Origin of the sequence: Chryseobacterium polytrichastri (assembly GCF_900142445.1) — a bacterium.
Classification (GTDB): Bacteria; Bacteroidota; Bacteroidia; order Flavobacteriales; family Weeksellaceae; genus Chryseobacterium; species Chryseobacterium polytrichastri.
The window spans coordinates 1-23,475 of sequence record NZ_FRAV01000056.1 but is presented as its reverse complement, the minus strand read 5'-3'; the positions used below and the strand labels follow the sequence as shown (position 1 = coordinate 23,475).

18 protein-coding genes, 4 tRNA genes and 2 pseudogenes are annotated in these 23,475 nt (G+C 38.8%); 14 read left to right on the top strand and 10 right to left on the bottom strand.

The window, feature by feature from the left end; genetic code table 11:
• Window positions 1-403 precede the first annotated feature (403 nt).
• The 5 genes from BUB80_RS22020 to BUB80_RS22000 all read left to right on the top strand — a co-directional run bounded on the left by BUB80_RS22020 (window position 404) and on the right by BUB80_RS22000 (window position 2,790).
• Entirely contained in the window at window positions 404-1,984 is a 1,581-nt protein-coding gene (locus tag BUB80_RS22020) for a serine hydrolase (protein ID WP_073297787.1), read from the top strand.
• A gap of 402 nt (window positions 1,985-2,386) precedes the next feature.
• A tRNA-Pro gene (locus BUB80_RS22015) sits at window positions 2,387-2,461 on the top strand.
• A 32-nt stretch (window positions 2,462-2,493) separates the two neighbouring features.
• A tRNA-Arg gene (locus tag BUB80_RS22010) sits at window positions 2,494-2,567 on the top strand.
• 42 nt (window positions 2,568-2,609) lie between these two features.
• Window positions 2,610-2,684 (top strand) — tRNA-Pro (locus BUB80_RS22005).
• A 32-nt stretch (window positions 2,685-2,716) separates the two neighbouring features.
• A tRNA-Arg gene (locus BUB80_RS22000) sits at window positions 2,717-2,790 on the top strand.
• A 583-nt stretch (window positions 2,791-3,373) separates the two neighbouring features.
• Here BUB80_RS22000 and BUB80_RS23910 read toward each other — a convergent pair.
• Both BUB80_RS23910 and BUB80_RS21990 read right to left on the bottom strand, forming a co-directional pair.
• Window positions 3,374-4,318: pseudogene (locus tag BUB80_RS23910) on the bottom strand (recombinase family protein); the annotation flags it as partial.
• A 143-nt stretch (window positions 4,319-4,461) separates the two neighbouring features.
• Window positions 4,462-4,683, bottom strand: coding sequence for a hypothetical protein (locus tag BUB80_RS21990; RefSeq protein WP_139262854.1), 222 nt, complete (start codon window positions 4,681-4,683; stop codon window positions 4,462-4,464).
• Window positions 4,684-5,267: 584 nt separating this feature from the next.
• Between BUB80_RS21990 and BUB80_RS21985 the strand changes: the two genes are divergently transcribed.
• Window positions 5,268-6,911: an ATP-dependent nuclease gene (locus BUB80_RS21985; RefSeq protein WP_073297783.1), complete on the top strand. Its 1,644-nt coding sequence runs from the start codon at window positions 5,268-5,270 to the stop codon at window positions 6,909-6,911.
• On the top strand, window positions 6,895-8,052 hold the full coding sequence (locus BUB80_RS21980) for a UvrD-helicase domain-containing protein (RefSeq protein ID WP_073297781.1): 1,158 nt from the start codon (window positions 6,895-6,897) through the stop codon (window positions 8,050-8,052). Before BUB80_RS21985 ends, BUB80_RS21980 begins: the two co-directional genes overlap by 17 nt.
• Window positions 8,053-9,247: 1,195 nt before the next feature.
• Here BUB80_RS21980 and BUB80_RS21970 read toward each other — a convergent pair.
• The 4 genes from BUB80_RS21970 to BUB80_RS21955 all read right to left on the bottom strand — a co-directional run bounded on the left by BUB80_RS21970 (window position 9,248) and on the right by BUB80_RS21955 (window position 11,485).
• Window positions 9,248-9,772 carry an NADPH-dependent FMN reductase gene (locus BUB80_RS21970; RefSeq protein WP_073297777.1) on the bottom strand — a complete coding sequence of 175 codons (525 nt, stop codon included), beginning with the start codon at window positions 9,770-9,772 and terminating at the stop codon, window positions 9,248-9,250.
• 66 nt (window positions 9,773-9,838) lie between these two features.
• A complete protein-coding gene (locus BUB80_RS21965) occupies window positions 9,839-10,156 on the bottom strand; it encodes a DUF6922 domain-containing protein (protein ID WP_073297775.1) in 318 nt (105 codons plus the stop codon).
• Window positions 10,157-10,202: 46 nt separating this feature from the next.
• Window positions 10,203-10,889 (bottom strand): nucleotidyl transferase AbiEii/AbiGii toxin family protein, encoded by a 687-nt coding sequence (locus BUB80_RS21960; protein ID WP_073297774.1) that lies wholly within the window; start codon window positions 10,887-10,889, stop codon window positions 10,203-10,205.
• A gap of 116 nt (window positions 10,890-11,005) precedes the next feature.
• Window positions 11,006-11,485, bottom strand: a complete 480-nt coding sequence (locus BUB80_RS21955) for a DUF3408 domain-containing protein (RefSeq protein WP_073297772.1) — start codon at window positions 11,483-11,485, stop codon at window positions 11,006-11,008.
• A 768-nt stretch (window positions 11,486-12,253) separates the two neighbouring features.
• Here BUB80_RS21955 and BUB80_RS21950 point away from each other — a divergent pair.
• The 7 genes from BUB80_RS21950 to BUB80_RS21920 all read left to right on the top strand — a co-directional run bounded on the left by BUB80_RS21950 (window position 12,254) and on the right by BUB80_RS21920 (window position 20,537).
• The gene (locus BUB80_RS21950; RefSeq protein WP_073297770.1) at window positions 12,254-12,802 is read left to right on the top strand and encodes a BfmA/BtgA family mobilization protein; all 549 of its coding nucleotides are present in this window, start codon (window positions 12,254-12,256) and stop codon (window positions 12,800-12,802) included.
• 4 nt (window positions 12,803-12,806) lie between these two features.
• Complete coding sequence (locus BUB80_RS21945) at window positions 12,807-13,754, top strand: DUF5712 family protein (protein ID WP_073297769.1); 948 nt, start codon at window positions 12,807-12,809, stop codon at window positions 13,752-13,754.
• A 680-nt stretch (window positions 13,755-14,434) separates the two neighbouring features.
• Window positions 14,435-15,361 carry an STN domain-containing protein gene (locus BUB80_RS21940; RefSeq protein WP_175549643.1) on the top strand — a complete coding sequence of 309 codons (927 nt, stop codon included), beginning with the start codon at window positions 14,435-14,437 and terminating at the stop codon, window positions 15,359-15,361.
• A gap of 104 nt (window positions 15,362-15,465) precedes the next feature.
• On the top strand, window positions 15,466-15,909 hold the full coding sequence (locus tag BUB80_RS21935) for a hypothetical protein (RefSeq protein WP_073297765.1): 444 nt from the start codon (window positions 15,466-15,468) through the stop codon (window positions 15,907-15,909).
• A gap of 19 nt (window positions 15,910-15,928) precedes the next feature.
• Window positions 15,929-17,734 (top strand): SusC/RagA family TonB-linked outer membrane protein, encoded by a 1,806-nt coding sequence (locus BUB80_RS21930; protein WP_073297763.1) that lies wholly within the window; start codon window positions 15,929-15,931, stop codon window positions 17,732-17,734.
• A gap of 10 nt (window positions 17,735-17,744) precedes the next feature.
• Window positions 17,745-19,127 (top strand): RagB/SusD family nutrient uptake outer membrane protein, encoded by a 1,383-nt coding sequence (locus BUB80_RS21925; protein ID WP_073297789.1) that lies wholly within the window; start codon window positions 17,745-17,747, stop codon window positions 19,125-19,127.
• A 3-nt stretch (window positions 19,128-19,130) separates the two neighbouring features.
• Complete coding sequence (locus BUB80_RS21920) at window positions 19,131-20,537, top strand: TlpA family protein disulfide reductase (protein ID WP_073297761.1); 1,407 nt, start codon at window positions 19,131-19,133, stop codon at window positions 20,535-20,537.
• Between the two features lie 57 nt (window positions 20,538-20,594).
• On the opposite strand, the gene BUB80_RS21915 is transcribed toward BUB80_RS21920, so the two are convergent.
• From BUB80_RS21915 to BUB80_RS23905, 4 genes and pseudogenes are all read right to left on the bottom strand, one after another.
• On the bottom strand, window positions 20,595-20,879 hold the full coding sequence (locus BUB80_RS21915) for a hypothetical protein (RefSeq protein ID WP_073297759.1): 285 nt from the start codon (window positions 20,877-20,879) through the stop codon (window positions 20,595-20,597).
• Between the two features lie 784 nt (window positions 20,880-21,663).
• Window positions 21,664-22,518 (bottom strand): LytTR family transcriptional regulator DNA-binding domain-containing protein, encoded by an 855-nt coding sequence (locus BUB80_RS21905; protein ID WP_073297755.1) that lies wholly within the window; start codon window positions 22,516-22,518, stop codon window positions 21,664-21,666.
• Between the two features lie 262 nt (window positions 22,519-22,780).
• Entirely contained in the window at window positions 22,781-23,161 is a 381-nt protein-coding gene (locus tag BUB80_RS21900) for a helix-turn-helix domain-containing protein (protein ID WP_073297753.1), read from the bottom strand.
• A 126-nt stretch (window positions 23,162-23,287) separates the two neighbouring features.
• Window positions 23,288-23,475, bottom strand: a pseudogene (locus tag BUB80_RS23905) (IS5 family transposase); the annotation flags it as partial.

Genomic DNA, 23,475 nt, shown 5'->3' with positions numbered 1-23,475 from the left:
ATGTAGAATTTGGTTTTCTTCTTCAAATTTTACAATCTCAAAATATTCAATCAACAGTTCAGGTAAAAATAATTTAAGCAGTTCGGCATCATTTAGCATTATACAAAAATAGCATTTTTTATTTTCTCCCCAACTTTTGAGACTGATCCTCTTTATTTCTCACTCTCTCCCATCTTTAATTTTTTCCGACAGTCTTCATTACATTTAAATGAATCTCACATTCCTTGCTTCATCTAAACAGATTATCAAACATTTAAGCTAACAATCCCAAGAAATAAGTAATAAAAATTTGACACATCGATTAGATTTGTTTTTAATCTTTAAATTTACCCACCTAACTCTTCAACTTCAAGTCAGTGAAGACTTAGATAAAAACTAAAACAATGACAACAAATAATTAATTATGACAAAAATAAAACTGCGTCTATTCATCATTCCAATTATAGCATTATTAGCAAGCCATAATGTATTGGGTCAAATAACCTCCAAAGAAGTAGATGCACTTGTGGCTAACGCCATGGGAAAATTCAATGTTGCCGGCGTTGCTGTAGCCATTGTAAAGGATGGGAAAATAATTCACGAAAAAGGTTACGGCATCAAATCCATAGATACAAAACTACCCGTTGATAATCATACTAATTTTGAAATTGCGTCTAATAGTAAAGCTTTCACAACTGCCGCTTTATCAATTTTAGTAGATGAAGGAAAACTTTCGTGGACTGATAAAGTCAAAAAGTACATTCCCGAATTTAAAATGTATAATGACTATGTGACAGAAAATTTCACTATTGAAGATTTATTATGCCACAGAAGCGGACTTGGTTTAGGAGTAGGCGATTTAATGATGTTTCCAGACGGGACAGACTTTACGATCAAAGATGTGGTAACTTCATTCCAACATTTCACGCCTGCTTCAGGTTTCCGAACACAATTTGATTATGACAATCAATTGTATTTAGTGGCAGGTGAAGTAACAGCAAGAGTAAGCGGAATGACTTGGGAAGCTTTCATACAAAAACGTATCATGGAACCTTTGCAAATGCAAAACTCATTCAGTTCCATCAACCAAGTAAAAGATATCAATGCAATGGCTCTTCCCCACTCCTCAGAATCAGGCACCATAAAAAAAATATCTTTATATGGAGCTATGATAAATGGAGCTGCAGGAGGAATTGTATCCAACGTTAATGATATGTCTAAATGGATGCTTACTCAATTAAACAAAGGTAAATACGGATCCAATTTAGAAAAACAACTTTTCACCGAAGAAAGACAAAGTGAAATGTGGACCATTCACACAGTGGATAAAGCAGATCCTAACCCCAGATACAACCAACATTTCAATGGATATGGCCTAGGTTGGAACTTATCTGATATCAAAGGAAATCTAAGTGTTTCGCATACTGGAGGTCTCCCCGGAATGCTTTCAATTGTCACCATGATTCCAGATTTAAATTTAGGTATCGTTATTTTAACCAATACAGAAAATGGAGGTGCTGGTGTTTTCTCATCAGTAAGCCAAACCATTATTGACAGTTATTTAGGTCTGAATGATTTTGGGTGGGTAGATAAGTATGCCTCTCATTTTCAATCACAAAAAAAATCTGGAGATGAAGTCACTCAAAAAGTCTGGGAGATGGTAAGCAAAGCAAAAAATACCACCTTAAAAAATGAAGATTTAATCGGGCTGTATGAAGATAAATGGTTTGGAAAAGTTGAAGTTTTCTTAAAAGGAAATCAATTATGGTTTAAATCATATCGTTCACCCAAGCTCAATGGACCCATGAGCTTTTACAAAGCAAATACTTTTGCTATTAAATGGGAGTATAAGGATATGAATTGTGATGCCTTTGCTATCTTTAGTTTAGATGAAGAGGGTAAGGCACAACGCATAAAAATGAAGGGCATTTCTCCTGATATTGATTTCAGCTTCGATTTTCAGGATTTAGATTTACAAAAAGTAAAGAATTCAACCGTTCAATAATCATCTTTTCATTCTCACAAAAAAACTCACAATAAAAATTGTGAGTTTTTTCTATTTCTCATTTCTTTTTTCATTTACGTTTTAGTATCAAAAAATAATAAGATCATGATTTCTCTATTTTATTTACGCTGAAATTTCATAATCTCTTTTTTTTGCTAAATTATCTTCCAACGCCCCATTATGTTATCAAAGCAAAGATAAAAGTGCAAAAAAAAATTCATTATTTCGTACGCTATAAACCATGTTAACTCAATGGTTACTAAATGGGTAAACTTAATATCCATTTAATTTCAAAAAAATCATTAAAAACTATTTAGCTTTTTGTTTTTTTATTTAAAAAAGTATCCTATCTTTGCACCCACAAAAAACAAGGCAATATGCATTGTTTTTAGATGACCTAATCGGGGCGTAGCGTAGTCCGGTCATCGCGCCTGGTTTGGGACCAGGAGGTCGCAGGTTCGAATCCTGCCGCCCCGACTGTTTTAATAATTTTCTCAAAATTATTCAATGGGTGCGTAGCTCAGCTGGATAGAGCATCTGCCTTCTAAGCAGACGGTCTCAGGTTCGAATCCTGACGCGCTCACAAAAACAAGGTAATACACATTGTTTTTTTAGATGACCTAATCGGGGCGTAGCGTAGTCCGGTCATCGCGCCTGGTTTGGGACCAGGAGGTCGCAGGTTCGAATCCTGCCGCCCCGACTGTTTTAATAATTTTCTCAAAATTATTCAATGGGTGCGTAGCTCAGCTGGATAGAGCATCTGCCTTCTAAGCAGACGGTCTCAGGTTCGAATCCTGACGCGCTCACACAACCGACATCAAAATTTTCAACGATTTGATGTCGGTTTTTTTTATTAATTAATCCTCTGTTAGACAGATAGATATACTTCGCGATTACATTCATTTCAGCAGTTCGAAACACCGTTCCGTCAAATTCAAGTTTTTTTGGATATATCGAACTCGCAATCATCCTCTTTGTTTCCATATCGCCCTGTTTATACCGTTTTGAGATGTTTGAAACTGCATTTAGGGCACTGTCAAGCCTGGTCTGAATGTCGTATGCCTTAGTTTCTGAAACCAGATAACCCAGCTCTTCTTCCAGCTTATCAGCCTCTAACTTCCCGCTGCTCTTTATTTCCCTGTAATCGTCTTCATCCAGTTTATCAGAAAGATAAAGATCCCTTGCTTTCGATACTCTTTCGTTGATCAAATCTATCTGCCTGGATACAGATTTTCTTTTTTCATCGATACCGCCGGTAAAGGATTTATAGTTGTTAATCAGAAGCTTTTTTAAAATATCCTTCAAAGCAGGGCTGAATTCAAATTTTGTCAGTTCTTTTTCAAAAAGATCGTTCACTGTCTCAGATTTATACCTGAAACTGCATTTCTTTGTACAATGGTAATAGTAGTATATTTTTGAGTGGCCTTTTGAACCGCTGCCCGTAAGATTGTTACCGCAGAGCGGACAGGTCAAAAGACCCCGAAGCGGAAAATGCTCATTGCAGAGCACCTTGCCCCCTGGTCTTTCTCCTTTCTTATTCCTCTCCAGTACATCCTGAACTTTGCGGAACAGTGATTCTGTAATCAATGGTTCGTGCTTTCCCTTAATGTAGTATGCCTCTTCCTGTTTGTACTGCCCGATATATATCTTACCGCAGTATACAGCATTCCGCATGGCGGTTATAAAGGTGTTTCTCGCCAGTCCCTTACCTTCTCTCTTGTTCATCTGCACCCTGACGTGCTCTGCCGGGGTACAGCCTTTGGCTATCTCATTAAATGCCCAGATTAGATTAGCAGCTTCAGGTTCTTTCACGGCGACGTACTTTGTACCGTCTTCCATGCTGCGGTTGATGTAGCCGTAGGGAGCTGTTCCCATCATCCGCCCTTCTTTCTTTGCCTTTCTCATGCCGTGGAAGACGTTTAATGCTCTTCTGTCGTTTTCGACTTCCGGAGAAGCCAGATAAATAGCCAGCATCAGTTTGTTTTCGGGAACAGCCATATCCAGAGGCTGTTCTATGGCCTGCGGATTGATCCCGTTTTTCTGCAGCAGGCTGATCATCTGGTAGGCATCTCCGGCATTCCGGCTAAACCTGTCCCATTTGGTAAACAGTACCAGACTGCTTTTATTGCTTTTCTTTTTAATCTCACTGAGGTATTTGATCCACGCAGGACGCTTAAAGCTTTTTGCAGAATGGTCTTCGTAAATAACCTGCCCGACGGTAATATTGCTGTGAAGACAGTACTTACGCAGTCTTTCGTCCTGATCTCTTTGGGAATATCCCTTTTCGGCTTGTTCATCGGTAGAAACCCTGATGTATAAATCGGCAGTTACCATAACGTATATTTTTATAAAATTAATGAATAAAGAATAGAATACCGAGGAAAGTATTTAGTAGGGATTTATCTATTTCAGCGCTGAGACAGTCTGAAATGGGGTCAGTTTATTTTCACCTCTTTACAAGGCTAATATACGAATAATCAGTGATATGAGAAAAATTCTTTGATGGTTATCTGCGTAAGGATGTAAAGAAATTCCATAATTTCTTCCGCTTCTTCTTCCTGAACGTCTATTCCTGCACTGCGCAGCATTTCCACAGCTTCTTTTACGGGAATCTTTTTTATAGGAACAAGCTGATGTCTATAATTATATTGCTGAATACATGCTTTTTTAGGCTTAGCAGCCGGTTTTTCCTTTTTCACAGCCAATGTTTTTGATAGGATCAGCTAATGTATTTTACAAAGTGAACTGCATGTGCCGGATGGCTTTTAGAGGTATTATTTGACTTTAACTGGCCATTCTACAGGCGTATGGTTGAGATATTTCTTCTGTTAGTCTTAGATAATGTAAGTATGCAGCTGTTTCCATCTATGTCTGGCTAAAGTGGTCACCAATTTGATTACCTGATGAAGTATAAACTCAATATTTTCTAAATTTGGGTATTCAGCAGTATTATTCTCTCTCTATATTAGGTGTTTGTAAAGTTCAGTCTTGAAACAGTTTACACTAGTGAAAGTGCACAATACAACTTTTACTGCCCCACTCTGATAGTATATTTATATTGGTATGAATCAATCAAACACCTAATATATTTTATTTTGGACTCATTAAAATTTAATATATTTACGAAAACTAATTAACCTCAAACTTATGAATCCAGCCTGTTACGCATGTTTTGACGGTGATACTGAAATCCATTACTACCGTTTAATGGCGGTTTGGAATAAAATAGCTTCATAAATCATATCCTAAGTTAAAACTATAGCCATCCATTAAAGTCATAATTATGCATATTAGTAAAGTAATTATAAAGAATTTCAAATCTTATCGAGACACATTTACGCTTGAATTAAAAAAAGGACTAAATATACTTGTCGGCAATAATGAAACAGGAAAGTCGACCATACTAGAAGCTATACATTTGGCTCTATCAGGTCTTTCAAATGGAAGATATTTTATAAATGATCTTTCAGAGTATTATTTTAATTATCAATCAGTACAAGAGTACCTGCTAAGTCTTGGCACACCCAAGCCTTTACCACCGCCGGAGATCAGCATTGAAGTTTTTATAGCTGGTGATGACCTCCCTTTCTTCGAAGGTGACGGAAATAGTACTACAAAAAATGAGTGTGGTATCTGTTTCAAAATTGGACTGGCTGAAAAATACAGATCGGAATACAACGAATATGTGTCAGAAGGAAATATTTCGGCACTTCCTATAGAGTTTTATGAAGTGAATTGGACTAGTTGTGCTAGAGAATCTATTACACCAAGAAAGATCCCCCTTAAATCTGCTCTAATAGACTCCACTTCAAGCAGATACAAGAACGGCTCTGATGTCTATATTTCGCACATATTGCGAAATCACCTTGATGAAAAAGACAGAAACGGTCTTGCTCATGCCCATCGACGGCTGCAAGGTGCTTTTGTCAATGATGAATCCGTAAAAAAGGTGAACGAAATAATTAACGGGATAGCTGTAGATGGATCACCAGAAAAGAAATTGAAGTTGACTATTGATCTATCCTCTAAGGATGCCTGGGAATCTAGTTTCCTTACTTCAGTGGAAAATATACCGTTTCAACATATAGGAAAAGGGGAACAGGCAATTATAAAAACTAAATTAGCACTTGAACATAAAAAGTCCAAAGAAGCTAACATAATACTTATTGAGGAACCAGAAAACCATCTCTCACACTCGAAACTCAATCAACTGATCCAAGATATTACCGAGAAATGTATCGAGAAGCAGATTCTCATTTCTACTCATAGTAGTTTTGTAGCCAACAAGCTGGGGCTTGAAAATCTCATAATAATAGACAATAAGATTCCAGTCGTCTTATCTGGTCTACCAGACGATACAGAAGAATTTTTTGAAAAACTGCCCGGTTACGATACCCTTAGATTAATATTGTGTAAGAAGGCCATTTTAGTTGAGGGTGATTGTGATGAACTTTTAGTGCAACGGGCATATATGGATCAACATGCAGGCAGACTTCCAATCCAGGATGAGATAGACGTTATTTCTGTTGGAACAAGTTTCGTAAGGTTTTTACAGATTGCAAATAAAATCAAGAAATCCGTCTGCGTGGTGACGGACAATGATGGTAAAGTTGATGCTATTAAAGAAAAGTATAAAGATTATTTAGGCGCCAATGCTAAACCATTTATCAAAATCTGCTTTGACGATGTTGTTGATTCTGGACAATTGGTTATCGGTACAAAGGCATTCAATTATAACACCCTAGAACCCAAATTCCTCAAAGAAAATGGGGTAGATAAAATTAATATGATACTTGGGGTTGAAAAAACAGAAGAAGAATTGCATCGTTTCATGCACGGGAATAAAACAGCTTGTGCATTAAAAATTTTTAAATCCGGTGAAGACTTAGTATTTCCAAAATATATTCTTGATGCAATCGCCCAGTAATAAACTAATCGTTTCTGTAGCTGGATCTGGCAAAACTACCTATTTAGTACGTCAAGCACTAAACATTGTATCTGAAGCTGTTTTAATCACAACTTATACAGAGGCTAACGAGAAAGAGATAAGAAAAAAATTTTATGAGATTAATGGCTCCATACCCGCCAATATTACAATACAGACTTGGTTCTCATTTCTGCTCCAGCATGGGGCCAGACCCTACCAAGGAAATTTGTTTGGTGGCAATATCAGAGGTATGTTGTTGGTCAATGAGGCATCAGGAATTAACTATCGAAATAGTAAAGGGATTGCAGTACCGTTTACAGAGGAAAAAAATTTCATTAAGCATTATTTCGCTGTCAGCGGCAGGATTTATTCTGACAAACTTTCAAAATTTGTATTTAGATGCAACGAGAAATCGAATGGAATGGTCATTCAAAGGCTCGCAAAAATATTCGGACATTTGTTGATAGACGAAGTTCAAGATCTTGCTGGTAACGATCTTGAACTTTTAAGATTGTTTTTTAAAACAACAATTAAAATCACTTTAGTTGGAGATCCGCGACAAGTTACCTATCTAACCCATAATGAAAAAAAGAACAGACAGTATAAAGAGGGTAAGATCAAACAGTTTATAGTTGACAAATGCAAAAAGGATTGTGTTGTCGATGAAGTAACTTTACGCCATTCTCATAGGAATAACAAGGAAATATGTGATTTTTCCTCGAAATTATATCCCGATTTGGAGCCTAGTATGCCATGTGACTGTGCTGAATGCAGAAATGCAGCTAATGATCATAGTGGTATTTTCTTAGTTAGGAAAAGTCAAATTTTAGAGTATTGCTCAAAATATTCACCCACTATATTAAGGTACCAGTTGGCTATTGAACCAGAATGGAATTTCGGCAATTGTAAAGGTCTCGGATTTGATCGTGTATTGATTTACCCTACTGAACCTATTATCCAGTATCTTAAGGATGGTCTTTTAACAAAAATGGTTAAGAATAAATCCTCTGGTAAAACAAAGGAAAAAAACGCGTTCGATATTGCAAAACTATATGTTGCGCTAACAAGGGCTAGATATAGTGTTGCTATTGTATATGACTATAATGATGAAACGTTTATAGAGGGTATAACTAAATGGTGATTAGGAGCTTATATTTAAGGCAGGCCCGCTAATTACGGCAATAACTGTTTGACATCATTTTTAAATACTTCATGACTATCAGCACTGCACTTTATTTTACTGTGAAACTTGTAATTTCTCCTGTTGATAGCAAATATGAGTAAATAATTTTCACATTTTCTTTGATAAAGTAATAATTATAGATGTTATAAATCAAACACTTATACTTATCATCATCGTTCAATATTGGAACATCTGAATGATTCTTAAGGGAAATATAAATTTGGGTTCGCTCATCATATTTGCATTCACATCCATATGTGAAATATTCAAGGCATATATAAAAGCTAATACTATTGCACCTTAAACCCAACATTCTTATTTACAAATAAATATAAATACCCTGTTGTACTCTTTTATGGGAACCTGCAAACTAAATGGCACGGATCACTGTGTTTATCAACCTGTATAAAAAGAGTATTATCCTTTTCCTTGGATATATCTGTTTCCTTTTTTTCTTTTCTGCTGTTAATCTCTTGTACTATGATATTATTTTTTTCCAATATAAAATCAATAAGCTGTTCATTATTACTTCTGTCCTTACCGGGATAGTATTTGGCATACATTGGCTGTAATACCCGATTATTGCTATTTTAGACTGATTCTTTGATCCTCAAAACACTTTAATTGTCCTTCTGCTTATGCCGGTGCACATTAAAAAGTATTTCAGGAAAAGCATACCAATAAATGCCCGCCTGCAGCATCCCTGCTGTATTTCCTGGTATCCTTCCGCGGCTTTTAAAGCCGCTTTTATTAATGAAGATTTATCCGCTTTCCGTAAGCGGAACTTTAAATAAAATGATTTATAAAGAAAAAATGGATAAAAAGACGGCGAAGGTGCGGAGGGCATCCCATCACACAGCCCCAATCAAAAGACTACCGCATAAACGGTTTCCTCCCCTAAAGGGGGCCCTCCATTTATTCAGTTTCCTTTTGGTTTTACGCCTGCCCGCCACGTTGATCTGCTTTCTTTTTTTCCTCTTTTTTTCTTTTGAAAACAATTTTTGACCAGAGAAACAGACCATCGTAAAATACTTCCGCCAGTTATCCTCTTAACCTGAGGCTGCTTCAGTCCGAGGGACAGCTTATTAGGCTATTCAACAGTCAAAACGGTTCAGACCGGTACTTCTGCTGCGATTTTTTTAATATATTCTCACTATGAAATCAGTTTTTCATATGCATGTGCGAAATTTAATAACGAATCTTTTGTTTTAATATCAGTTAAACGGCCCTGCTCATTTATTTTTCCCTTTATACCTGGAATTAAAAGTGTAGTATCAGCAGTAAAATTTACCATTAATGTTTCCAAAATCAACTGTAATTCCAGGTGTCCTTTCTCTCCATTAGCTGATGCTGTAATTATCCCTACCGGTTTTTCGGAAAATACTGTCGTTGATACACACCATTCAATAGCATTTTTGAGTCCGCTGGGAATGCTGAAAACATACTCAGGTGTACAAATTAAAACGCCGTCCGCCGTCTCAATCTCTTTTCTAAAATTTAAGATTTCTTCCGGGGGGTTGTCAATAGAAAGTTCAGGATCAAAATGCGGAAGAGTTTTCAGGTCATTAAAAACTTTTATTCTAAGAATACCCTGTGTAATATCAGTGAATATATCTATAAGTTTTTGATTTGATGAATTACTGCCCGCACTGCCATTTATTACAAAAACATTTTTCATACGTTATTTTAAAGGAAAGCTGGATGACAGCAAATTAATATATAAATAGAATTATGACCGCTGGCTTTAAATCCAGTGGTAAGGCTTGTCTTTTCTATTCAGATAACAGTACAACTCTTCTTTTTTAAGTTCGGGAAAGAATTTTAGAGCATCTTCAATGGCATAGTTGGGAAGAAAGTAAATTTCATCACGAATTGCCTTGATAACTTTTTCACGGCCATAAAAACGGACGATTTCATCAACTTCTTCTTGTCCGCCTCTTTCAATAATACGGGCAATGATCGTTTTATAGGCTTTGTCAAAATCCATAGCGTCTATATCGAAATCCCAAAAAAATACACGCTCAATATTGGGCATTCTTTTATTTTTCGCGGTGTTTTTCATACTATTAAATTTACGTTTTATTTCTGAACTGTGCAATTATCACCAACTACTTAAGCCCCCTTCCTTTATTCTTTGGAGGTAGTGGCTTTTTCTGGTTCTGGGTTTGAGAAAACTTATGATCTGGGGCAAATACTGCCTTTTTCAACCGTTCCTTCATTCTATTCCAATCGGATTCCTTACCCTTTATAATAAAAACTTTGTCCTCCATATCTATATTTTGGTAATGCAGCAGACCATAGGCGGCAAGCGCCGGATTTCCATTGTACTTCTTTTCATATGCCTGAAGGTACGTTTTGAGGGAATGATGCTCCAAAAGAAAATACATATCCACAAAATCTTTTATTCTTGTTCCGTTCTGAAAGATGGCATGAAGTTTCATGGCTCCAATGTCTTCGTTAGAGACCATGCGGACTCCTTCCTGAATCTCTATTGGGTTTATTAAAGGGTATTTGTGAGTGATAATATCCACTTTAACCCCATTGATACGGCTCATTACAGTATTTTTGAAGATCCTGATTTTTTTAGCCGAATACATATCTTCTAAATACTTTAACATGTTTTGCTGATCAAAGTCTTTTGGTCCGAACATATCTATATCCACTGATTTTCTATTTCCGATGCGTAGTGAAAGTGCTGTACCTCCGACAAGGTTAAAATCTTTAAGGTTTTCATCTTTCATTAGCTTTTGCAGAAGCTCCAGCATCTCCGGACTGACCGTTTCTTTATATAACATAACTTACATTTTTCCGGAAATTAATCCCGAAACGAAGTATGTCCTCAAATTGGCAGTCAGTGGAATTACTTGGCATTGAATGGCTTTTCAGCCATATAGAGGAAGATTATTTCAGGTCAGAACAACGGTTTGTTCTTTGCCTGATAAATATTGGTGAGCTGCTCTTCGAACTCCTGAAAATGATGTTCAATGATATTGTCTACATAAGCGTAGATAGTCAGCTTTTCGATTTCAAGAACACTGATCAGCCGTAAAAACTTTTGGTGAAATTCAGGCCGTATGTAAACAGATTTCCCTTTGCTTGCAGCTGTCATAGGTATTTTAAAGAATTGATCATAATAATCTGATTCTGCCAGCTTTTTGGGTCTGGTATATTCTTTTTTATTTCTTCGGGGTTCCTCAGCCGCGGGATCTTTTTCAATTACAAGCCTTTTGGAAACAGTATTTTCTCCCGCCATAATGCTCATGATCTGCTGCTCATCTACACTAGGTTTCTTAAAAATGTTTTTTTGATCGAAGGTCTTTTCCTCCTGCTCCGATTTTTCATTTCCTTCATGCCCGTTACTTTGCTGGTTTCTTTGCTCTTCGTTTTCCATATCTGTTGATTTCTATTATTTATATGTATGATTTCCTAACTACATAACTGTATGACAGTATCTTTTGCCATACCCCCAGCTACATTTTCAGAATATTACTGTACTGTCTGGATATAAAAATTTTTATCCGGCCGGCCCTATAACTATCCAGCTCCTTAATTGGATAGTTATAGGACTGGCTATTTAGCCAATTAGCTTATTGGTTTTTGATCTGTCAGCTTTACAGATGCTGATAAAATATATAGTTATCCCCTGCAATCGCCATATAGCCAGCCAGCTATATGAGCAAAGGAACTATTAATTCTATAAACTACTGATAAACAAGCCTTCCGTGGCTTTATTTGGCATTCAACGGCATCATTTGGCTTTGGTTAAAACAGCTGTTATTCAGCTGTTCCTCCCTAAATTTGAAATGGAGAATGGGTTCTTTATCCCTGCCGGCTGTAATCCGCCTTACAGCGGATTTTCGTGTTCACCGGAACACAGCAAGATACTATTATGAAAAGCAAGCTTTTTCTTCACTTTTTTTTAAAAAATTAAAATACAGTACTAATGAAAATAATAAAGCGGCAACATAATGTTTTGAAAAAAGCAAGCGGGAGTTGGGCAGAGCCCTACTCAACCTGCCCTGGGCTGATGCCGCAGGGGTTTTGGGTATACTCCGGGTATACCTATGGACTTTGGAGTACTCCCCAGCAGTGGAAAAAGTATACCGGATGATATACCGGTAATCAGCAAAAGATATGAAATAACGGAAAATGAGATAAGATGAAACAGAGAGACACCAACAGCATCCGCTATCCCCTGGAAGCAGACATTAAGCTCGAAAAACTTACCCAGAACCTTCACCGGAGCAAGAAAGATATTTTCTGCCAGATGGTGGATTATTTTTACCGGAGTAAAAAAGATCCGGCTGATCCCGGTGATGAAATGCTTAAAAGGGAACTGTCCTCCGGCATCAGCCGGATCCTGTCTTTTATCCGCCAGCAGGAGAAAGATTTCCTGCTGCCCCTGTTTTCAGATGCCGGATTATTGAAAGCCGCCGCCGCCAGACAAAAGGAAGTACTAGAGGGAATCGGCAGACACCTTTTAACAGAAAGCGAAAGAACCGGTACCATTGTTCAGAGTAATGAACATCTTTTAAAAGGTGTGAAGCTTTTGCTGTCAAAGCAAAAAGAAAAGGATTTGCTCAAACAGCAGTTCAGTGAATTACTGGAATACTACATTGCCCAGCGTGAAGAAATGGGCTGGACCACAACAAATGTGAAAAAAGAGGAACTCACAGCACATATCAGGAAATCACTCAAAAACCTATAGGATTATGTACATCAATATCACAGATTCAGAGACCGGAAACAATAAAGCAGGCTGCGGACAGCTGGTGCAGTACCTGGAAAAAGAGAACCGCATTCCCCCTGAAAACGGCAGAGAATCGGAATTATGGTTCAGCACTGGCCGCAGGGATATTATTCCACAGGAAGCCAGGGTAAGAATTGATAATAATATAAGCAAGTTGGGAAAAGACGATGCCAAATTCTTTCTTATTAATATCAGTCCCAGCCAAAAAGAGATTACATACCTTAAGCAGCAATATGGAGAAAAGGGTGCAGCAGATAAGTTAAAAGAGTTTGCATCAAGTGTAATGGATCTCTATGCCCGCAACTTTAAACGTCCCGGCATTGAAGGTAACAGAGATCTGTTATGGTACGGTAAACTGGAATACAACCGTTATTATGGGCATACAGATATCGAAGTAAAACAAGGGCTTGTGAAAGAAGGCCGGCGGAAGGAAGGTGAACAGATGCATGTGCAGGTGATCGTCAGCCGTAAGGATATTACTAATAAAATTAAGCTCAGCCCAATGAACAACTCAAAGGGAAGCAACGTTCAGCATTCCGCCAGACTGGGACAGTTTGACCGCACTGCTTTCAAAGGATCTGGCGAATCACTATTTGACCATATGTTCAGCTTTAACAGAGCATTGAAAGACACCATGAACTATGCCTTGATTATGAAGAATGGTAATGCAGAACAAAAGCAGCAGATGCATCTTCTACAGACTGCTGAAAACAGTCATCCGGATGAAAATAAGAAGCCGCAATTTGAATCGATAAGGGATCTTTCCGAAGATTACCGGCAGGGGCTGGAACAGCTGCTGGATACAGGCAGCTCCCCTGCAGGCGGATTACTTCCGGACGTACAGGGAGAAGATTATGAGGAACTGGCTTTTGAGAACCAGATGAAGAAAAAGAAAAGACGCCGGCTCTAATTTGTTCATGAATAATTATACAGGGCTCTCCCTTCTGCCCACGGCGTACCAAATCAAATCCTCATTGAGCAGCAGTTTTACTGACTGATAATCAGCTGCTTATTTTATTTTTCGTTTTTTTTCAATTCCACAGCTATTGGTTTGGCTGCTGTCTGCGTAATACTATGAAAACAAGCCATGGAAAATTTCCGCATTAACATATTTTCATCTAGAGAGACAAAAATTATCCGGCCGTAAACCACCGAGGTCAAAAAATCTTAATTACTAATAATTTTTCACAATTCAACCAGACCGTGTATGTCCAGAGAACCAATGACACCAGAAGATGCAGCAGACAAAATCAAAGCACAAATGTCAATTATAATACACCTAAACAGCAGAAGCCTATGAGGTAATTTTTTTAAATTTTTAGATTTAGTGAATGATACCCATAAAAAAACCGGAGACATCGTTGTAGAATGCTCCGGTTAAACTGGGTTTAGCAATAATCAGCACGAACCGATTTATCAACTGGCTGCAGGGCATCCGCACGCTCTCAAATGGGATTGTCCCAGCAGCAAAACCTAAACAAACTTATGTATTTTTTATCAAAATGGAAATACCCCAATGGGTATCATCCAGCCTTACCCCCGTCTTATGTTCCCTCGGCTGAACATAAACTGCAGTTAAAACCGATCATTATGAGACTTCAATTCTTCTTATTCATAATGCTGTTCACCAGTCTCTTAGCAGCTGCTACAAATCTAAGGGCGCAGAATGTAACCATAGAAGCAAAAGCTGTCCCGATGTACCAGGTGTTTAAACAGATAGAAAAACAGACCGGTTTTCTATTCTGGTACAAAGGAAAAATGCTTGGGAAAAGCACACCGATTACCATCAGCATAACCAATATGCCTCTTAAAGCAGCTTTAGATAAAATTTTTTCAGATATTCCTTTTTCCTACGAAATTGTAGGAGAAACCATTGTCGTAAAAGAAAAAACTGCCGTTAAGGAAAAAGCCAAAGAAAAGCAGAGCCGAAAAACTGTTACCGGAATAGTAACCGATGAAAAAGGTGAGCCTCTGGCAGGCGTCGGCATTAAACTCAAAGGCATAAATATAGCCGCAAGTACCGACAGTAAAGGTGTATTCAGTATTGATGTACCTGATCAAGATGCTGTACTGCAGTTTTCTTACGTAGGATATGAAACTTACGAACAGACTGTCAGTGAGAGCACCACACTAGTTATCAAATTAAAAGAGAATCCGAACCAGCTTGAGGGCATTGAGGTCGTTTCTACAGGCTATCAGAGGATTCCTAAGGAAAGGGCGACTGGAAGCTTTGCGGCGGTAAATAACGAACTGCTTAACCGCCGTGTCAGCCCAAATATAATCGACCGTCTTGAAGGGACTGTACCCGGACTGATGTTTAACCGAAACACGGCAGCCTCTTCTTCCGGTACTGACATTAATATAAGAGGACACAGCACTCTTTTTGCTAATGACCAGCCACTGATTATCGTTGATAATTTTCCTTATGACGGTGACATCAGTAACATTAATCCAAACGATGTCGAAAGTATCACAGTTCTTAAAGATGCTGCCGCCGCCTCTATCTGGGGGGGGTAAAATCCAGGAACGGTGTTATTGTTATCACTACTAAAAAAGGCAGGCGGAACAGCAGGACCGGGGTCGAGTTTAACTCAAATATAACTGTCGGCGGCAAGCCCAGCGTGGTTTATAACAAAAACTATTTAAGTGCCGGTGATTTTATAGATGTAGAAAAATTATTATACCGCCAGGGATACTATACCAATGACCTCTCAAGCACATCTTATCCAATTGTTTCCCCTGTCGTTGCTGTACTTAATTCCAGCCTGCCCCAAAACCAAAAGGACAGTCAAATTGATGCGTTCCGCACCATAGACAGCAGGAAAGAGCTGGAAAAGTATTTTTACCGCAGGTCCGTTGACCAGCAGTATAACGTCAGCCTTAGAGGCGGGGGCATAAATAATGATTACTTTTTATCGGCCGGCTATGACCGTGGTCTGAGTAACCAGATCGGAAATGGCAGCAGGCGTTTTACATTGAATACCAGCAGCAATGTAAGCCTGACTGAAAAGCTTGATTTTTCAATAGGACTGAATTTTATCCAGACTTCAGGAAAAGCTGCGTAATGCGGACAACACTTCTAAATTGACTGATAACAGGATCAATGCTGCTTTAAGTTATAAAGCATTTAAGGGCTTTAACCTGGATCTTAAATACCAGTATGAAAAAAGCACTTCTGAACTTGAATACTATAACAGCCTGTCCACTTATGCAGCGCGGAATCTGATCAACCGGTTTACGCAGACCGCAGAAGACGGCACTTTAAGTTATCCCGTACCTGCCGGCGGTACAGACGACAGGCTGCAGCAGGCTTTGACGTCACAAAGGCTCCGGGTGCAGGCAGATTACAGCAGAATTTGGGGTGAAAACGAGGCTGTACTCATTTCTGGTGCCGAAATCAGTGATGTAACTACTGAAAACACCGGCAGTACTTTTTATGGTTTTGATAAAAGTACAGGTGCGTTTACTAACGTGGATCTCTCAAATTATTTTCAAACCAATCCCTCCGGCAGTTATAACCAGATCCCTTCTGCATTAAGGTTTCAGAGTCTGTCGGACAGGTATATATCTTATTTTGGCAACGGAGCATATACTTACAAAAAAAGATATAGTTTGTCAATAAGCGGCAGGATCGACAAATCAAATCTATTCGGAGTAAACACCAATCAAAAGTCAGTGCCGCTATACTCATTGGGAGGAAGCTGGAGATTTAGTGATGAACGGTTTTATCATTTGGACTGGCTGCCTTACGCCAAACTGCGCCTGACCTATGGGTACAATGGAAATGTTGACAAGAGCTTAGCTGCTGTGACAACTATACAGCAGCAGCTAAATTCCTATGTAACCGGAGTTCCGTACGCTTCAATCGCCAATCCGGGCAACCCTGAATTAAGATGGGAAAAAGTATCGATGCTTAACCTGGGGCTGGACTTTGCATCTAAAAATAATACCATTTCCGGCAGCGTCGAATATTATTTTAAAAAGGGCATTGATCTCTTCGGCGATTCACCGCTTCCAGGCTCATCAGGATTTCAGACATTCAGGGGCAATACAGCCGGTACGAGCGGCCGCGGTATTGATATCGTTATAAATTCAATAAATGTAAAAAAGCACGGCTTCAGCTGGGTTACTAACCTTTTGCTGAGCCGTGCTGCCGATAAGGTTACAAAATATAATGTTCCGCAGGATGCTGCCAGTACCTTAACATACGGCACAGGAAATAACGGCATTATATTACCTTTATTAAATAAACCGTTATTCGGGATATACAGCTATAAATGGGCTGGGCTGGATCCTAATAACGGTGACCCCAGAGGCTTTCTCAACGGCAGGCCGAGTTCAGACTATGCTTCCATCATATCAAATACGCTGCTGGACAGCCTTAAATTCAGCGGCTCATCGAGGCCGAAGGTATTCGGTTCATTCAGGAATACAGTTACTTATAAAAGCTTTGCCCTGTCGGCCGGCATTATTTATAAACTGGATTATTTCTTCCGGCGTTCTTCAATCAGCTATACCAGCCTTTATCAAAACTGGCAGGGCCACAGTGATTATACAAAATGCTGGCAGAAACCAGGTGATGAATTAATTACCGATGTCCCCTCATCAGCGCTTCTGCCGGCAGATCAGGCAAGGGATGCTTTTTATACGAACTCCGAAGTATTGGTGGCAAAAGGTGACCATATCCGCTTACAGGACATTAACCTGTCTTATGATTTCAGTAAAAGCAGCCTTGCACGTACTCCTTTTAAAATGCTCCGCTTGTACTGCTATGTCAATAATATAGGGATTTTATGGCGTGCCAATAAGCAGGGAATAGACCCGGATCTGTTCGGTGAAAATCTGCCGAAGCCCCGGACTATATCCTTTGGAATTAAAACTCAATTATAACGACGGCATTATGAAAACAAAATTATCAAAATATTTAATCAGCATATGCGCAGTAACCTGTGCCCTGAGCTTTTCCAGGTGCGGGAAACAGGATGCATTCCTGGACAAAAAGCCAAATTCGGCTCTTGCAGTCCCAAATACCCTGTCGGATTACGAACTGCTTTTAAAGAATGAAGAGATATTTAATGCATACAGCAGCCCTTCCCTGGGAAATTTAGCATGTGATGATATTTATATCACCGACGATACTTACAATTCTTCTGAAACAGTGGCTGATAACGTGTATACCTTTTCAAAGGATATGTATCAGGGAACAACAGTTTACCTTGACTGGTCCGGCCCCTATCAGCAGGTATACTACTGCAATGTCGTTCTGGACGGTCTTTCAAAGATAACACCTGATGCCGGGCAGTTAACGAGGTATAACACCATCAAAGGAGAGGCTCTTTTTTTCAGGGCATATGCCTTTTACAATCTGGTACAGAATTTTGCCCTTCCTTATGATGCTGCGGGCTCTGCAGCTGATCCAGGCATCCCTCTTGTAAACAGTTCTGATATCAATATTCGTTATGGCAGGGGTACTGTCCAGCAGGTATATGATAAGGTGGTAAATGATATAAATGATGCCAAAGGGCTTCTCCCTGCATCTTTGACTTCTGTTACCAAACCATGCAGGATCACCTGCGATGCTTTTTTGGCACGCCTGTACCTTGCAGTAAGGAAATACGGCACTGCATATACTTATGCCAATAGCTGCCTCGAGGCCAAAAAAGAGCTTGTAGACTACAACAGTATTACCCCGTCAAGAAATGTGCTTTCAAAGACTCCTCTGGCAGAAGATATATTTCACACCGCCCTGGCTGGTTACAGCGGCCTCTATGCAGCGCAGATGGACAGTACACTTTATAACAGTTATGAACCAGGTGATTTAAGGAAAAGTTATTTCTTCCGCACAGCAACCTCCGGAATCGGTCTGAAATTCCGGGGCACCTATGATTTTAAAGGTAACTACTACAGCGGGCTGGCAACAGATGAAATGTATCTTATCAGGTCTGAATGCAGTGCAAGGTCCGGGAACCTTGCCGCTTCACTGGCCGACCTGAATAAACTCCTCATTAACCGATACCAGACTGGACAATTTATTCCTATAACTGCCGGAAATAAAGATACCCTGCTCAGAAGAATATTATTAGAAAGAAAAAAAGAACTTTTTCTCAGGGGCCTTCGGTGGACGGATCTGCGGAGGCTTAATAAGGAAGAGTCTTATAAAACTACAGTAACTCATAAGATCAACGGCATAATTTATACACTTCTTCCTGATGACCCTAAATACGCTTTGGCAATTCCCGACCAGGAAGTGCAGCTGACAGGAATTCAACAAAACCAGCGGTAGCAGATGAAGGCAGTATATATATTATTTTTAACTGGGATATGCAGCTATAACAGCTGCTTCGGACAATCTGGAAATGCCCTGATTAATGGCAGCTTCAAATTTTTAAACGAAGGAGACACAGTTACCCTGGAACTTGTTAATAATCCTCTTAAAATTGACCAGCCGGCGGAGGCTGCCATTATAAGTATAGTACATCAGCACCGTTTTTCATTCACTGTACCTCTTGAAACTCCTGCCTCATATATTTCTTTGAAACTTCCATTAAAGAATAAAAATGTGGAGGGAAAGAAAAACTTGTATGATTTTATTGTTGAGCAGAATGACAAAATTATCTATACAGATGAAATAGAGAAGGAAATAGCCGGTAAGGGTGCTTGTAAATGGGTATTACAGCGGGCGCTTTACAAAATTTCACAAAGCAGGTATGATGTTTCACCTGATAATAAGGATCCGGATAAAATTATCACATCAATGAAATTCACCGATTCATTGTTTACGCTGAAGTCGAAATTACTTACGGCATACAGAGACCGTATCAGCAGCAGGGCATTTCAATTGATAGCAGGTAGTAACCTGAGTACTGCATGGACGGCTAAAGAGTTTGTTTTGAGAAACAGCAGGATAGACAAGAATGATCTGGCAGAAGCCTTGTCAGGGTACCTGCCTCCCGATATGAATGCTTTTCCAGCTGTCCGCGATAATTTTACGCTGGTATTGTCTGCGGGGTTCTGTGAAGGTATTACTGCACGGTATGTAGTAGACTCCTGCTATAAATCAGGAAAACCGTTTTCTGTCGGGAAATGCTATTATTTTTTGAAAGCAGCTTTTTCGGGACCGGCGAGGGAGAAGCTTCTTTCCTATCTATTATATCGCTACAGAAAATCAGCAGACGACATGAGAAATATTGTAAATGATGCTGATAATGTTATTAAGGAACCTATTTACCGGGATATTATAGCCAGTCTTAAGGAGAATCTTTTGATTGGCAGAGCCGCATATAATTTTAATTTACAAGATACTTCCGGCCGTATAATACAATCAGCGGATTTTAAGGAAAAAACTGTTCTGCTGGATTTTTGGTTTACAGGATGTACGCCGTGTAAGATGCTGGCAGTTAAATTAAAGGAAATTGAAAGTAAACTCAATCACGACAGTATGGTGTTTATAAGTATCAATATTGACAAGAACAGAGGGATGTGGAAATCCAGTGTCAGAAGCGGTTTATACACTTCGCTGCACGCTGTAAATCTGAATACCGGGGCGTTGGGAATCGGGCATCCTTTATTAAAGCATTATTCGGTCACAAGCTTCCCGGCCTTACTGGTGGTCGATAAAGAAGGGCATCCTAAGAGAAATCCGAAAGACCCCTCGAGTGATAACTCTGAAGACCTGTTAAGCCTACTACAGTAATAAACTGGACTGCTGATGACTCAGCAGTCCAGTTCCATTCAATTTATTATGAACGGGTTATTTTGGCTGCAGCGCATGGTTAGTAGTGGTGTAACCAGTTGGGATTGTATTGTCTGCCGGCGGTGAAGTGGCTATGTATCCTGCGCAGGCAGCACCTCCCGATACGCATTCATAATCAGCCGGATTGAGCTGCTGCCATGTAAAGCTGGAACCTGCTGTTTTTACTGGATAATAAGTATTCAATACTTTTTTATCTGATTTTTCAGCTTTTGTGAACGCAAAAGCTCCTAATGTACCGCCAGCAATTATTAACGCTGCAACGGCAATTTTTAATGTTTTCATTGGGTTGATTTTAATGTTTAAAATTTTGGCAAAAAGTTACTGCCGTGAATGGACTGAAAAGATACAGACCGGAGGTAGTTGGGCTGTGGGCTGCTTCTGCAGTCTGAAATGGTTATTAGAATTCTTATGTTACACCCGTAAGGGATACGTTACACCGGCTTGACCTGTGGTCTGCCGTTATTTTTCTGCCCTCATAAGCTGTGCTGAGGGGCTTTCTTAAATCTCTGCTGCGTCCACTTGGTCAGATGCCATCCGTCACAGAAACCGCAGTAGTATGCCCTGATCTGAACCGGCTTTCCTTTGCGGTGTTTGATGCGTTTTCCTGTCAGCTCGTTAACTCTAGCTTTCCTGAACATATACATCACATTTTCTGCCTGACCCAGAGACGGCATAGACCGTTTTCCTGCAGCATCACATATAGGATACATATCTAAAAGATTTCAAAAGTTATTTTATGATCCGCTGCTTAAAAGATTACGCCCGGACAATTTCTTATTTTTTTTGTGATTTTTAGTTTTAAAACAGCTTACAATAAATAACAGGAAAGATGTTGATTTAAAAATGGGATCTGATGATTAGAGATTTCGTTATCTATTTGATTGTAAATGTATAGCATTAAAAAAATACAAAACAATAGCTAAAAGTGGTAAGGTTGCGAAAAGACATAACAGAAGCCTGCTGTGTCACTAAAACAGGGAGTTTGTTTTTTCGCACCGGGTGCGTAATAACAATGAGGCGGCATGAAACCTACCTGAAACGGGTATGAAATGACCTGTATTTTATGTTAAATATTGTTAAAATAATTACTGACTTTCGAAATATGTTCTTTTGTCACTACAAACCGGTCCATATTCTCATTTTTAAGAAGATTGAAATACTTGTTTTCAAAGATTATTTCAAGCGTATTTCTTTTCAAACCAGGCTGGTAATCTTCAACAATATTAAAGTTAAGAACAACTGAACGGTTGATCTGGATGAAGCTGCAGTCTTTGAACTGCTCTGCTGCAGATCCAAGCGTTTCTTTAAAAGAATACTCTTCTCCGTTGAATGCAGTGAATTTAACATGTTTTCTAAAACGGTAGAAGTATAATATTTCCTGCTGGACGTCGAACTCCAGATATAGCCCGCTGTTATCAACAGTTAATTTTTTAGTTTTAATATTTTCATCGTACTGATTAACTTCTTTAGTGTAGTCCGGTATTGTTTTTGAGTCTGACAGCAGGAGATAATGTATAACGTAGTAAAGGTTAAGGAAAATAATAAAGAAAACAATAACAGGAAAATCAACCAGCAGAAAACCATTATCAAAAATGTTCTGTCCCAGCAGTTCAAAGTAAGAAGAAATCAGCAGTACATCCGTCACGGCAGGCAGCAAAACGCCCAGTAAAAACTGCAGTAAAGAACGTTTAACCGGCTCCAGTCTCCATCCGGATCTTTTGTCGAGCCATATTGTAACTATGTGGATTGTATACACTAATAAAAGTGAGATGACAAAGCTGACCGTTACTGCAGTATAAAAGCTCAGGGAAGTAAATGCCTTTAACAGGTTTAGAGGCCGGCCGTGGAAAACTATGAAAAATGCGGCGGCCAATGCTGTGATGATACGCAGCTTCTTGTTGTTGTAAGCTATGGTTTTCATTCATTAGTTTTTTATTATCACACATCCATGTAATATATTATGCACCATAAATTTACGAAATTCTCTCAGAAGTGAGATAGAACATATTTACGCCTCTCTCACGAGAGGCGTAAATACTATGAAAATGATATGGATATGTGCTGATCCTGATGTACAGCTATTTAATGATTTGGTACAGGAAAATCCCCAGCTTTTTCGTTGTTAAAAAAAAATCGGGAAATTAATATGCTGTATAATTCGATTTGTTTGGTCAGTAAACTGGTTATTCTTTAATCTTTTCAATCAAAGCTTCGATGAGTTTGTTCTGAGTGCTGAGCAGACTGGTAATTGCATCCTGGTTCTTTAATAAGCCTTTGACCAGATCAGGGGATTCAGTATAAAAATTTGAATTAGGGTTGGCAATATTTTGAATATTACAGTCATTATTAGTGATATTGAATGTCGGTGCCTCTTCCAGCAGCTCATTTAAATCAACCTGATATACCTCACAGATCTTCAGCAGGTTTTCTATGGAAGGGCGTGCTGTATCAGTTTCCCATTTATGATAAGCAGGCTGAGAAATATCCAGTAAGTCAGCGGCCTCCTGCTGGGTATAGCCTTTCTTTTTTCTAAGCCTGGGAAGTTTGGTTCCCAGTGTAATCATATTGTATGTTTAATTATACAATATTAATGATTTTTAGCGAAGCAGCAGATGGGAAATTTATAACTGCTGGTTATTAAATTTATAACCAGAAAAATTGCGGCGGATGATTCTTAGTAATAAAGCTGTTTAAACTTTTATTTTTCTAAGGAACAAAATAGAGAAAGCTAAATAATGTAGATTTATCCAAGTGATATTTAATGTTTCAAATCTCACCAATAATGCTTTGAAACTATCTAACCAAGCATTTGCTTTCTCTATTTTAAATCTTCTTTTATATAATTTTTCATCGAAATAATACTCAGTTTCCACATTAC